This is a genomic window from Streptomonospora wellingtoniae (assembly GCF_031845375.1).
GTDB classification, from domain to species: Bacteria; Actinomycetota; Actinomycetes; order Streptosporangiales; family Streptosporangiaceae; genus Streptomonospora; species Streptomonospora wellingtoniae.
Window position 1 is genome coordinate 21,115 of record NZ_JAVREK010000037.1, and the last position, 13,546, is coordinate 34,660.

Consider the following 13,546-nt stretch of genomic DNA (forward strand, 5'->3'; position numbering starts at 1 on the left):
AAGGTCCACGATCTTCGCAAAGTTGGTAGGCAGCGAACTCTGTCGTTACCTCCTGGTTATTCTTTGCGCTCCGGATAGTAGCAGCAAACGCCCCCTAGGGGTCGACCCTCAAAAATGTGACCCATGACACAGGCAAACACGGGGTGACATTCGGATGGACGACTCGTTTTCGCAGGTCAACATGGGTTCTCCGGCGGTACGTGGCCACAGCTGGCCGCACCCCACCCCTCAGGGATGTCAGGTGGGTCACCCGGTACGACGGTGCGGCCAGGATCGCGTCACCCCAGGTGAGAGCGGCCACCGCGGATCGATGAGGGCGCCATCACGTACTTCACGCCGCTCAAAACCTGTTGAACCGTACAAATCTTCCGGGGGACTGCGAACCGGGTGCCCTACCCCGCGGTTCGTAGGCGCTGAGTACCTGTGTAGTGACTGCACGTGGTATTCGGGCGAAGGTGCGCGGGAAGCGGCGTCGCATTCATATACCGGGTCGGCGTTTGAACCCGGTCGGCGACGGGATGACCGTCTCTTGGCGCCCCCTTGGGACCGACAGGCCCACCAGGACCACCGGAATCGCCCGCATCGGAGGCGCCGGCCTCGCACAGCCGCGGCGTTCCCCCTGACCCGAACTCCCCGCGTGCGCGGGAGGCCCATTCGGGCTCACCCCACTCCTTATCTCCCCCGCGCGCGTGCGCGCGGGGGGGGCCTGCGGGCCGACGGCCGCCGCTCTGCGCTTCCTGCGGCACCGAATCGTGAGTGGGGCGTGGAGGGCTCCCGAGCCCGCCGTGAACCAATCCCGCGCCCGCCGCCCCCGCGAGGGCTGCAGAGGCGACTCAGGGCCCGCCCCGCGCGAACGCGTCGGCGCCACCCCCTCCGCACTCCGCTTCTCCTACGCGCGGGCGCAAGGGGCGGCGCGTGTTCCGCACCACGGTCGGCCGTGGCCGGTCACACTCCCCATCCCCGCGCGTTCTGCACACAGGGCGACCGGCCGCCGCTAGCATAGATACAAGATGCATACAAAGCTTTCGGCGACCGATCGCGCCTACCGCCACACCAAGGACGCCATCCTCGATCGCCGCTACGCAGGCGGCGACCTCATCAGCGAGGGCGACATCGCCGCCGGGGTGGGCGTGTCCCGCACCCCCGTCCGCGAAGCGCTGCTGCGCCTGGAGGCCGAAGGGCTGGTGCGCCTCTACCCCAAGCGCGGCGCGCTGGTCGTGCCCGTCTCCCAGGACGAGATCGACGACGTGATCGAGACCCGGCGGCTCGTGGAAGGGCACACGGCGCAGAAGGCGGCCGGGGCCGAGGCCGTAGAACGGGGCGCCCTCGCGGGCCGGCTGAGCGACCTGCTCGACCGGATGCGCACGGAGGTCGACGGTGACCGGCAGGCGTTCGTCCTGGCCGACCGCGACTTCCACCGCGCGATCGTCGCCGCCGGCGGCAACGCGATCCTGGTCGGCCTGTACGACTCACTGCGCGACAGGCAGCTGCGCATGATGGAAGAGGGGATCCGCACCGTGGCGCGGATGTGCAGGAACATCGACGAGCACGCCGCGATCCTCGCGGCCGTCGAGGCCGGCGACGCGCCGTCCGCGGGCCGCGCCGTCCAGGTCCATCTGGACGCGGCCGCACAGCTGCTGGGAGCGCGCACGTGAGCGGCACCGTGCGCGGTTCCGGTTCCGCCGGGGCCCATGCTCGCGGCGCCACCGGTCCCCGGAAAGGGCGGCGCCCCGGCCGGGCGGCCCTGATGCGCGGTGATTCATCCGGTGACCGGGTGACCGGGATATCCGCTTCCTCTCGACCTCTGTCATCTCCTGCATCGATGACGACCGCACCGGCCGGCCCCGTCTCGGCCACGACCCGCGCCGTGCCCGCCGAACCCTCCGGCGGCGCCCGCGCCTGGCTGGTGTGGGGAATCGGCGTTACCGTCTACTTCCTGGCGATGTTCCACCGCAACGGCCTGGGCGCCGCCGCGCTGGAGGCCCAGGAGCGCTTCGATGCGGGTCCGGCGCTGCTGTCCCTGCTTCCGATGCTGCAGCTGCTGGTGTACGTCGTGCTGCAGGTGCCCACCGGCCTGCTCGCAGACAAGGTCGGCCCGCGTGTCTCGCTGACGGCGGGCGCGGTGCTGATGGCGGCGGGTGTGGCGCTCTTCGCGGCCGCGCCCTCGGTCGAACCCGCCATCGCCGGACGGGTGCTGATCGGCATGGGCGACGCGGTGACCTTCCTCAACGTCATCCGCCTCGCCGCGCTGTGGTTCCCCCGCTCCCGGTATGCGCTCGTCAGCGGGCTCACCGGGGTAGCCGGCGGCGTCGGCCAGGCCGCGAGCGTCGCCCCGCTGTCCTTTGCGCTGCACGGTCTGGGCTGGACCGGCGCCTTCCTCGCCTTCTCCGCGGTGACCCTGCTGATGTCGCTGCTCGTGCTGACGGTCGTACGCGACCGCCCCACCGGTCCGCTGCCCGCGGGCACGCTGCCTCGCGTCCGCGCCCTGGAGAGCATCACCGAGGCGCTCCGCACCCGCGGACCGCGGCTGGGGATGGTCCACCACGCCGCGATCATGCCGCCGTACACCATGCTCGGGGTGCTGTGGGGATACCCCTTCCTCGTGGAAGGGGTGGGTTTCGACCCGGCCGTGGCCGGAACTCTGCTGTCCGGCATCGGCGCCGCCGTGCTGTGGGTCTCCCCGCTCATCGGTGCGCTCGCCGGACGCTACCCGGGGGTGCGGCGCCCGCTGGCCACGACTCTGGCGAGCATGTTCGCGGTCGGTTGGCTGGCCGTGGTCGGCTGGCCCGGCGGGCTCCCGCCCAGCTGGATTGTGCTGGCGGTGATGGTGGTCAGCGCGGCCGGGGCCGTCGCGGCACCCGCGCTGTCGTTCGACTTCGCCCGCGACGGTCTGCCCGCCGAGCGCACGGGCGTGGCCTCCGGGCTGGTGAACATGAGCGGCTTCCTCACCACGGTCGTGGTGACCGTGGCGGCGGGCATGGTGCTGGAGGCCGGCGCCGGGTTCCAGGCCGCCTTCGTGCCGCTGACGGCGACCACCGCACTGGCGGGCGGCGCGCTCGTGACCATGCTCTGGAAGCGTCCGCCCCGCACGGTCGCCGAGGGCCCGGCCACTATCGGGCAAGGGGCGGCACGCGAGTTCTGAGCGCCCGATTCCGCCGATGATGTACAGGAAGCCGGCGCTGCTGCGACACGACCGCGCAGCCCGCCCGGCCCGCTGACCGGTTGCGGACAATGCGCAGACTGGGGCTGCAGCGGTGCGCGCCCCCTTCGGTAGGGTCGGTGCGCACGTGCCGGATGCCGCTGGCGCGGTCGGTCCGGTGTGCGACGGGGGGCTCCGACGAGCTATGCGTGGTCTGCTCGAAGCCTCCCTGTCCTTTCCCACGGTCCTGTTCAGCTTCCTGCTGCTGGTGGTCGTGGGCTACTGGCTGTTCGTCGTCCTCGGCGCCGTCGACACCGGCATCCTCGACGGCGACGCCTGTCTCGACTCCGGTTCCGCCGGCGGGTTCGGCGGCGCTCTGGGGGCCGTCGGCCTCGGCGGCGTGCCCGTGACCGTGGTCCTGTCGCTGCTGATCGCGGTGGCCTGGTTCGTGAGCCTGGTGGGAACCGTGCTGATCGACTCGCTTGCCGACTCGTCTCCCCTGATGATCGCCCTGGCACTGGTGGTGCTGGTGGCGGCGGTGATCATCGCCTGGGGTGTCACCAGCGCGATCGTCATGGGGCTGCGCAGGCTGCTGCCCGCGGAGCGCCAGCGCAGAGGCGCCGACTTCGTCGGCCAGACCTGCGTCGTGCGCACCGGCAGGGTCGACAGCGCGTTCGGCCAGGCCGAGATCTCCGGCGGCGACGGCTCGTCGTCGCTGATCGAGGTCCGCACCATCGGCGAGGAACGGCTGAGCGCGGGCAGTACAGCGCTCATCTTCGACTACGACTCCGAGTCCGGCGTCTACCGCGTCACGCCGTTCGATTCCGCGCTCGACCCCGGGTCCTCGGCCTGACGGCCTGACCCGCCCGCCGCCTCGGCGGCACCCGCACCTCCCCCGCTGCCCGAGCGCCGCGGGGAACCGGTGCGGTATACGCAACGTCATATCCGCACATCGGCGCCGCCGCTGGGGGAGGGCCCGCGGGCGCACGGCGCCGTTCGATCCCCCGTCCCCCTCCGCCGCCGACCTCCCGCTCCGCCCCTCCGAGACGCGCGCCCCGGCTCCCGGCTCGCCGCCGGCGCCGCCCCGGCGCCCAGGTGCGCGCCCGAATCGACTCTCCAGGATGAGAGGGAACACCGCCTGATGGATACGAGCACCATCACCGTCGGGGCAGGCGTGCTGCTTGCCGTCGCACTGCTGATAGTCATCGGCCTCGTCCTCACGATCGCCCGCCTGTTCCGCAAGGTCGAACAGGGCAAGGCGCTGATCGTCTCCAAGGTCCGCAAGGTCGACGTCACCTTCACCGGCGCCGTGGTCCTGCCGGTGCTGCACAAGGCCGAGACCATGGACATCTCGGTCAAGACCATCGAGCTGGACCGCAGCGGCTCCGACGGCTTGATCTGCATGGACAACATCCGCGCCGACATCAGCATCAAGTTCTTCGTCCGGGTCAACCCCACGGCCGAGGACGTGCTCCGCGTCGCCAAGCTCATCGGCGTCGAGAACGCCAGCAGCCAGGAGAAGCTGCAGGACCTCTTCAGCGCCAAGTTCTCCGAGGCGCTGAAGACCGTCGGCAAGCACTTCGAGTTCGAGGACCTCTACACCCGCCGCGCCGAGTTCCGCGACCGGATCATGGAGGTCATCGGCCAGGACCTCAACGGCTATGTGCTCGACGACGCAGCGATCGACTACCTCGAGCAGACGCCCAAGAACCGGCTCGACAACGACAACATCCTGGACGCCCAGGGCATCCTCAAGATCACCGAGCTGACCAAGCCGAAGAACGAGCGCACCCACCTGCTGGAGCAGGACGAGGCCAAGGAGAAGGACCGGCAGAGCACCGAGGCCATGGAGGCCCGCGAGGAGCTGCGCCGGCGCCGCGAGGAGGCCGAGGCCAAGGCCGCCCGCGAGATCGAGACGCTGAAGGCCCGCGAGGAGGCCGAGACCCAGCGCGTCCAGGCCGAGGAGCGCCTCAAGGCGCAGGCGGCCCACATCCGCACCGACGAGCAGTTGGGCGTGCAGCGCGAGAACCAGCAGCGCGAGATCGCCGTGGCCGAGAAGAACCGCGAGCGCGTCATCTCCATCGAGAGCGAACGCATCGAGAAGGATCGGATGCTGGAGGTCATCGGCCGCGACCGTGAGACCGAGCTGGCCGGCATCGCCAAGGACAAGGAGGTCGAGGGCGAGAAGCGCGAGGTAGCCGAGGTCGTGCGCGAGCGCGTCGCCGTCGAGAAGACCGTCGCCGAGCAGGAGGAGAACATCAAGCGCCTGCGCGCGGTCGAGGAGGCCGAGCGCGAGCGCCAGGCCGTGGTCATCCACGCCGAGGCCGAGGCGCAGGAGAATCTGGTCAAGGACATCAAGGCCGCCGAGGCAGCCGAGCAGGCCGCCAAGCACAAGGCCAACGAGGAGCTGACTCTGGCCGAGGCGCGCCAGGAGGCCTCCGAGCTGGACACCCGCGCCAAGATCCGCATCGCCGAAGGGCTCCAGGCCGAGGCCGCCGCCGAAGGGCTGGCCGCCGTCCAGGTGCGCGAGCAGGATGCCGAGGCCGTCGAGAAGGTCGGCCGCGCCGAGGCCGCCGTCGAGCGCGAGAAGGCCCTCGCCGAGGCCGAGGCGATCCGCGAGAAGCTCAAGGCCGAGGCTGAGGGCCTCAACGAGAAGGCCGGCGCCATGGCGGCCCTCGACGAGGTCAGCCGCGGGCACGAGGAGTACCGCCTGCGCCTGGAGACCGAGAAGGACGTCCGCCTGGCGGGCATCGACGTGCACCGCCAGGTCGCCGAGGCCCAGGCCACGGTGCTGGCCACCGGCCTGGAGAAGGCCGACATCAACATCGTCGGCGGCGACGGCATGTTCTTCGACCGCATGGTCGGCTCCATCGGCATGGGCAAGGCGGTCGACGGGTTCGTGGAGAACTCCGACGTGGCCCGCAACCTGGCCGGATCCTGGCTGGACGGTTCGCAGAACTTCGCCCACGACCTCTCCCGCGCCCTTGGCTCGATCGACACCGCCGACGTGAAGAACCTCACCCTCTCTGCCCTGCTGATGCGGCTGATCAGCTCCGGCGGACCAGACACCGACCGGCTGCAGGAGCTGCTGGAGACCGCCCAGCGCCTGGGTGTCGACGAGGCGCGCGTGGCGGCCCTCGACGGCGTGAAGCGGTGAGCCGGTGACCGACGCCGCGACCGAGGGGCCCGCCGCCCAGGCGGACCCCTCGTCCTCCAGCCCTTCCAGCGATCTCGACGCCGGAACCTATGAGGTGCTGCGTTCGCGCCTGGCCGCTCAGGCCCAGGAGCTGGCCCGCCGCGCGGAGGATCTCAACAGCCGCCGGGTGGAGGTCTTCGGCGGCAACGAGCTCTCCCTGGCGGGCACGGCCCGGATCCGCACCGCCAACAACTGCGTCCCGCGCGACATCATCACGGTCAACGGCTACCTGCTCTTCGGCTACAACGTGTTCATCGGGCTCAAGCCCGAGACCGGTGTGGGCGACGTGTTCTCCGTGCACGCATTCGTCCGCGACGGCGAGGGCGGATCCGGCGCGTTCCGGTTCGACGACGCCGACCTCGCGCAGCTGCCCGGCCTGCTGGCAGACCCGCAGTTCCAGCGCGACTTCGGCGAGCTCTACCGCTTCTACCGCGAGACCCGGCTGATGCAGCTGCGCTGGGTGGAGGAGAAGCTGCTGGCCGTCTTCCAGACCGGTCCGCGCACCGAGGACGTGCGCGTGCTGCGCTGGGAGGCGCCCGCCACCGGCGCCGTCGCCTACCTCGACAACCGGGGCGACCGCGACCACGTGTTCCCGCCGCCCTACGACTTCGAGTGGACCGAGTCCACCCGTGACGACCACGTCCTCGGCCGCCACCCGCACATCTCGATCCTGGACGAGCTGTTCGTCGAGACGGTCGGCGGCACGCTCACCGTCAAGATCGAGAACAACACCGAGGTCGGCGAGGGCATCTACTCCGAGCCCGTCGACGAGCCGCTGCAGAGCCTCGCCGACGCCGGGGTGCACTACGCCCGCATCGGCGCACTCATCCTGCTGCGGGTTCTGCCCTACAACGAGGGCCGGGCCCGCCACCTGGTGTTCAACACCCGCACCAAGGACGTGGTGCGCCTGGACGGCATCGGCCAGGCGTGCCGCCGGCTGCCCGAGGACCAGGGGATCATCTTCCCGGGCGGCTACTACCTGGCCACCGGCACCGCGAAGACGTTCGACACCGACCTGGAGGCGCTGGAGTTCGAGAAGACCGTCCGCTCGCCCAACGGCGAGGACGTCCTCTACGTCTTCCACGCCCGCCAGGAGGGCCGCAGCCTGCTGCTGCCCTACAACGTCATCCGCAAGGAGGTCGCCGCCCCGATCCCCTGCCACGGGTACTCGCTGTTCGACGACGGCACCCTGGTGGTGTTCCGCGCCGACTCCAACGAGCCCACGCGGGTGCACCCCATGCAGGTGTGGCAGACCCCGTTCGTCTCCGACGACTACGCCGCCGCCCAGCCGGTGGGCACGGGCCCGCTGGAACGCGTCGGCAACGCCGAGCTGGTGCGCGGCGTATCCGACTGCCTTTCGGTGTCGCGCATGGTCGGGGAGATGTCGCCCGCGACCGCCGTGTTCGAGGCGCTGATCGCCAACTGCCGGCGGGTGGCCGACCACTTCCCCTGGTTGGACGCCCCCGAGCTGGGCGGGCTGCTCGGCCCGCTGGCCGAGGTGCGCGCCACGGCCGAGCAGGTGCTCGACGAGTTCGAGAAGGTGCAGGCGCTCACCTCCGAGGCCGACCGGGCCCTGGAGGAGGCCGCCGACCAGGTCGCCTCCCTGGTGCGCCGCTCCCGCGGCGAGGTGCCGCGCTCCGCCGAGGCGTGGGTGGGCCGGCTCGCCGAGCTGCGCCGCGCCCAGGGGCACCTGGTCACGCTGCGCGAGATGCGCTACATCCGCACCGACCGTGTCGACGAGCTGGACGCCCGGCTGGGCGAAGAGCTCACGGCGGCGGGCACGCGGGCCGTCGAGTTCCTCCAGGGCGAGGACGCCTTCACCGCCTACCACACCGAGGTCGACCGTCTGGTGACCGACGCCGAGGCCATCGCGGCCGTGGCCGAGGCGGCCGCGGTGGGCAAGCGCATCGCCGAGCAGACCGAGAGCCTGGAGATCGTCACGGAGGTCGTGGGCTCGCTGGACATCGCCGACGCCCGCGTGCGCACCGCCATCCTGGAGCGCATCGGCGAGGTACTGGGCGGCATCAACCGGGCGCGCGCCACGTTGGATGCACGGCGCGGCGAGCTGCTCGACGCCGAGGGGCGCGCCGAGTTCGCCGCGGAGTTCGCCCTGCTGGGGCAGGCCGCCACCGGTGCACTGGCCGCGGCCGACAGCCCGGACAAATGCGACGAGCAGCTCGGTCGGCTGATGCTGCAGATGGAGAACCTGGAGTCGCGATTCGCGGAGTTCGACGACTTCCTCGGCGAGCTCGCCGCCAAGCGCGACGAGGTCTACGAGGCGTTCTCCGCCCGCAAGCAGGCGCTGCTGGACGAGCGGGCGCGCCGCGCCGCCCGGCTGGTGGAGTCGGCCGAGCGCGTGCTGTCGACCGTCACCCGGCGGGTGTCGGGTTTGAACTCCCTGGACGAGGTCAACACCTACTTCGCCTCCGACGCCATGGTGGCCAAGCTGCGCTCCAGCGCCGGAGAGCTGCGCGAGCTGGGCGAGTCGGTGCGCGCCGAGGAGGTGGAAGGACGGCTCAAGGCGGCGCGGGAAGAGGCCGGGCGGGCGCTGCGCGACCGGGTCGACCTCTACGACGGCGGCGACACGATCAAGCTGGGCCGGCACCGCTTCGCGGTCAACACTCAGCCGCTCGACCTGACGCTGGTGCCTACTGACGGGGCGATGGCGCTGAGCATCACCGGCACGGACTTCCGCGCACCCGTCGACGACGAGGAATTCCTGGCCACCAGGGCCGTGTGGGAGCGGACGGTGGCCTCGGAGAGCCCCGAGGTCTACCGTGCCGAGTACCTGGCGGTATCGGTCCTGCTCGACGCCGAGGCGGGCACCGGTGCGACGACGCTGTCCGAGCTGCACACGGCGGCCGCCCAGGGCGAGAGCGATCGCGATCCTGCTTCGGGCCTGCTGCCGACGGTGCGCGCGGTCGCCGAGGAGCGCTACGACGAGGGCTACGAGCGCGGTGTGCACGACCACGACGCCGCGCTGCTGCTGGCGGCGCTGCTGCGCCTGCACGCCGGCGCGGACCTGCTGCGCTACCCCGCGCCGGCGCGCTCCGCCGCCCAGTTGTTCTGGGCTTTCGGCGCGGGTGGAGAGGACAAGGCGGCGTGGGCGACGAGGGCGGCGTCGCTCGCGCGCGCCCGCGCGGCCTTCGGCGGGCACCGCTCGCCGGCGATCGGCGGCCTGTGCGCCGAACTGGCCGAGGCGGTCGCAGCGTTCCTCGCCGAGGCGGGCCTGACGGACCTCGCAGACGAGGGCGCGCGGACGGACCTCGCGGGCGAGTACCTGTTCGAGGAACTCGCCCAGGGCGGAGCGTTCGTGACCGCGTCCGGCGCGCGCACGCTGCTGGACCGGTTCCGCAGGGCACTCGGCGGTGCGGCCGCGTCCGCGCAGAAGGACTTCGAGCGCGACGTCCGCTCCCTGGGCGGAGACCTCGCCGCCCGGTTCCAGCTGGTGTCGGCGTGGCTGGAATCCTACCTGGCCTCCTCCGGCGCCGCAGGCGGAGGCGACCTCGCCGAGGCGGCGGCCGTCGAGCTGTGCGGCTCGGAGCTGAAGCGGCGCGACTCCTCGGCGGCGCTGAGCACCGAGGTCACCGGTCTGCTGGGGTCGCACCCGCGCGTCGCCGGCCGACGGGTGACCCTGCGTCTGGACGAGACGATGGCGCGGGTGCGCCGCTTCCGCGACGAGCAGGTCCCGGCCTTCCGCGACTACCAGCGCCGCCGTAGTGAGCTTGTGGCGCGCGAACGCGACCGGCTGCGGCTGGAGGAGTTCCGGCCGTCGGTGATGAGCGGGTTCGTGCGCAACCGGCTGCTGGACGAGGTCTACCTGCCGCTGATCGGCGACAACCTGGCCAAGCAGGTCGGCGCGGCCGGCGACGACAAGCGCACCGACCAGTCCGGCCTGCTGCTGCTGATCTCCCCGCCGGGCTATGGCAAGACCACGCTGATGGAGTACGTGGCCAGTCGGCTCGGCCTGGTGTTCGTGAAGGTCAACGGCCCGTCGCTGGGCCGCGCCGTCACGTCGCTGGACCCGGCCGACGCCCCCGACGCCACGGCGCGCCAAGAGGTCGAGAAGATCAACTTCGCCCTGGAGATGGGCGGCAACACCCTGCTGTACCTGGACGACATCCAGCACACGAACCCGGAGCTGCTGCAGAAGTTCATCTCGCTGTGCGACGGCCAGCGGCGCATGGAGGGTGTCTGGGAGGGCCGAACGCGGACCTACGACCTGCGGGGCAAGCGGTTCGCGGTGTGCATGGCCGGCAATCCCTACACCGAACAGGGCGGCAGGTTCCGCGTGCCCGACATGCTGGCCAACCGCGCCGACGTCTACAACCTGGGCGACGTGCTCTCGGGCAATGACGACCTTTTCTCCCTGAGTTACATCGAGAACGCGCTGACCTCCAACCCGGTGCTGGCCCCGCTGTCCACGCGCGACCGCGGCGACATCGAGCTCCTGGTGCGCATGGCCGGAGGCGACGAGTCGGTGCGCGCCGACCAGCTCTCCCATCCCTACTCGAAGGTGGAGCTGGAGCAGATCCAGTCGGTGCTGGCGAAGATGGCGCGCGTGCAGCGGGTGGTGCTGGCGGCCAACCAGGCCTACATCGCCTCGGCCGCCCAGACCGAGGAGTCCCGCACCGAGCCGCCGTTCCGGCTGCAGGGCTCCTACCGGAACATGAACCGGCTGGCCGAGAAGATCGTCCCGGTGATGAACGGCGCCGAACTGGAGGCGGCGATCGACGACCACTACCTGGGCGAGGCGCAGACGCTCACCTCGGGCGCCGAGGCCAACCTGCTCAAGCTGGGCGAGCTGCGCGGCACGCTCACCCCCGAGCAGGCCGGGCGCTGGGAGGACGTCAAGGCCGCCTACCTGCGCGGCAAGGCGCTGGGCGGCGACGGCGACGACCCGCTGCACCGGGCGGTGGGCGCCGTGGGCCTGCTCGCCGACCGCGTCGGAGCCGTCGAGAACGCCATCGAGCGCGCGGTCGAGCGCATGAACCCGGACGCAGCCGACTGACGGCGGAGGGCCTGTCGGGCGTCCGGGCGGCCGATCGGCTACGCGCCTGCAACCGGCACAGCACCGTCGATCTTGTAGCCATCGTCACTGGAAATCGTTTTAATTCACGATGGCTACAAGATCGACGGGCCTCTCCCTCGACGGCATGGGGGTGCGACTGGCCGAGGACTACTACCGAGTAGTAACATGATGTTGTTACCAGTCAGTAGATCGCGTGTGGACACACAGCGGCCCGGACAAGCGGAGCGCGCCCATGTCGCATTACAAGAGCAATCTCCGTGACCTCGAGTTCAACCTCTTCGAGGTCTTCAAGCGCCAGGACGTGCTGGGCGGCGGCCCGTTCGAGGAGCTGGACGAGGACACGGCCCGGACCATCCTCGACGAGGTCAACCGGCTCGCCACCGGCGTCGTCGCCGAGTCCTTCGAGGACGCCGACCGCAACCCGCCGGTGTTCGACCCGGCCACCAACAGCGTCACCCTGCCCGAGAGCCTGAAGAAGTCCTACCGGGCCTACATCGACGCAGGCTGGTACAACCTCGACCTGCCCCAGGAGCTCGGCGGCCTCAACGCGCCCCGCTCGCTGGCCTGGGCCGCCTCCGAGCTGATCCTGGGCGCCAACCCCGCCGTGCACATGTACGCCGCCGGCCCGGGCTTCGCCAACGTGCTCTACCAGGAGGGCAACGACGCCCAGAAGCGCATCGCCCACCAGGCGATCGAGCGCGGCTGGGGCGCCACCATGGTGCTCACCGAGCCCGACGCCGGCTCCGACGTCGGCGCCGGCCGCACCAAGGCCGTCGACCAGGGCGACGGCACCTGGCACGTCGACGGGGTGAAGCGCTTCATCACCTCCGGCGAGCAGGACATGACCGAGAACATCTTCCACCTGGTCCTGGCGCGCCCCGAGGGCGCCAAGCCCGGCACGAAGGGCCTCTCGCTGTTCCTGGTACCCAAGTTCCTCATCAACGAGGACGGCTCGCCCGGCGAGCGCAACGGCGTCTACGTCACCAACGTCGAGCACAAGATGGGCTTGAAGGCCTCCACCACCTGCGAGCTGACGTTCGGCGCCAAGCATCCCGCCGTCGGCTACCTCGTCGGCGACAAGCACGACGGCATCCGGCAGATGTTCCTCGTCATCGAACACGCCCGGATGATGGTGGGCACCAAGGCCATCGCCACGCTCTCGACCGGCTACCTCAACGCGCTGGAGTACGCCAAGGAGCGCAAGCAGGGCGCCGACCTCACCCGGATGGCCGACAAGTCCGCCCCGCGGGTGGCCATCACCCGACACCCCGACGTCCGGCGCAGCCTGATGACCCAGAAGGCCTACGCCGAAGGGCTGCGCGCGCTGGTCATCTACACCGCCAGCCAGCAGGACTCCGTGCAGATCGCCCAGCACGAGGGCGCCGACTGCAGCGAGACCGAGGCGCTCAACGACCTGCTGCTGCCCATCGTCAAGGGCGTGGGTTCCGAGCGCTCCTACTCGCTGCTGGCCGAGTCGCTGCAGACCCTGGGCGGATCCGGCTATCTGCAGGACTACCCGATCGAGCAGTACATCCGCGACGCCAAGATCGACACCCTCTACGAGGGGACCACCGCGATCCAGGCGCAGGACTTCTTCTTCCGCAAGATCGTCAAGAACAACGGCGAGGCGTTCGGCCGACTCGTCGGCGAGATCAAGGGGTTCGCCGCGGGCGAAGCCGGAAACGGTCGCCTCAAGGAGGAGCGCAGCGCGCTCGCCGACGCCGCCGGGCACGTCGAGAAGATGGTCGAGACCATGGTCGGCGACCTGATGCGCTCGGCCGAGCAGCCCGACGAGCTCTACAAGGTCGGGCTGAACACCACCCGCCTGCTGATGAGCGCCGGCGACCTGGTGCTGGGCTGGCTGCTGCTGCGCCAGGCCGAGGCGGCGCTGGCGGCCCTCGACGGCGCCGAAGCGGCCGACCGCGACTTCTACACCGGCAAGGTCGCCGCCGCGCGCTTCTTCGCCGACCAGGTCCTGCCGCGCCTGACGACCGAGCGCGAACTGGCCGAGAACGTCGGCCTGGACCTCATGGAGCTCCCGGAGTCGGCCTTCTAGATCGTTGATGGGGGTTTCCCGAACCGGCTGCGGACATGACGAAGGGCGCCCAGGATCAGAGTGTGACCAAAGACCTCGACGCCCTTCTCACCGCACTCTATGTCTACCTGGACGACCACGTCC

Annotated in this window: 6 protein-coding genes; all 6 read left to right on the forward strand. The window is 70.8% G+C overall.

What is annotated here, in order from left to right; genetic code table 11:
- The first annotated feature begins 1,010 nt into the window (after positions 1–1,010).
- Entirely contained in the window at positions 1,011–1,655 is a 645-nt protein-coding gene (locus RM446_RS23785; protein WP_311547670.1) for a GntR family transcriptional regulator, read from the forward strand.
- Between the two features lie 167 nt (positions 1,656–1,822).
- Positions 1,823–3,142 (forward strand): MFS transporter, encoded by a 1,320-nt coding sequence (locus RM446_RS23790; RefSeq protein WP_311547671.1) that lies wholly within the window; start codon positions 1,823–1,825, stop codon positions 3,140–3,142.
- Positions 3,143–3,344: 202 nt separating this feature from the next.
- On the forward strand, positions 3,345–3,992 hold the full coding sequence (locus tag RM446_RS23795; RefSeq protein ID WP_311547672.1) for an OB-fold-containig protein: 648 nt from the start codon (positions 3,345–3,347) through the stop codon (positions 3,990–3,992).
- A gap of 288 nt (positions 3,993–4,280) precedes the next feature.
- Positions 4,281–6,296, forward strand: coding sequence for an SPFH domain-containing protein (locus RM446_RS23800; protein ID WP_311547673.1), 2,016 nt, complete (start codon positions 4,281–4,283; stop codon positions 6,294–6,296).
- A gap of 4 nt (positions 6,297–6,300) precedes the next feature.
- A complete protein-coding gene (locus RM446_RS23805) occupies positions 6,301–11,346 on the forward strand; it encodes a DNA repair ATPase (protein ID WP_311547674.1) in 5,046 nt (1,681 codons plus the stop codon).
- Positions 11,347–11,599: 253 nt separating this feature from the next.
- On the forward strand, positions 11,600–13,423 hold the full coding sequence (locus RM446_RS23810; protein ID WP_311547675.1) for an acyl-CoA dehydrogenase: 1,824 nt from the start codon (positions 11,600–11,602) through the stop codon (positions 13,421–13,423).
- The last annotated feature ends 123 nt before the right edge of the window (positions 13,424–13,546 follow it).

What these genes read in the sequence shown, in the direction of transcription:
- RM446_RS23785 (WP_311547670.1), top strand. Translation starts at nt 1,011, where the DNA reads ATGCATACAAAGCTTTCGGCGACCGATCGCGCCTACCGCCACACCAAG.
- RM446_RS23790 (WP_311547671.1), top strand. Translation starts at nt 1,823, where the DNA reads ATGACGACCGCACCGGCCGGCCCCGTCTCGGCCACGACCCGCGCCGTG.
- RM446_RS23795 (WP_311547672.1), top strand. Translation starts at nt 3,345, where the DNA reads ATGCGTGGTCTGCTCGAAGCCTCCCTGTCCTTTCCCACGGTCCTGTTC.
- RM446_RS23800 (WP_311547673.1), top strand. Translation starts at nt 4,281, where the DNA reads ATGGATACGAGCACCATCACCGTCGGGGCAGGCGTGCTGCTTGCCGTC.
- RM446_RS23810 (WP_311547675.1), top strand. Translation starts at nt 11,600, where the DNA reads ATGTCGCATTACAAGAGCAATCTCCGTGACCTCGAGTTCAACCTCTTC.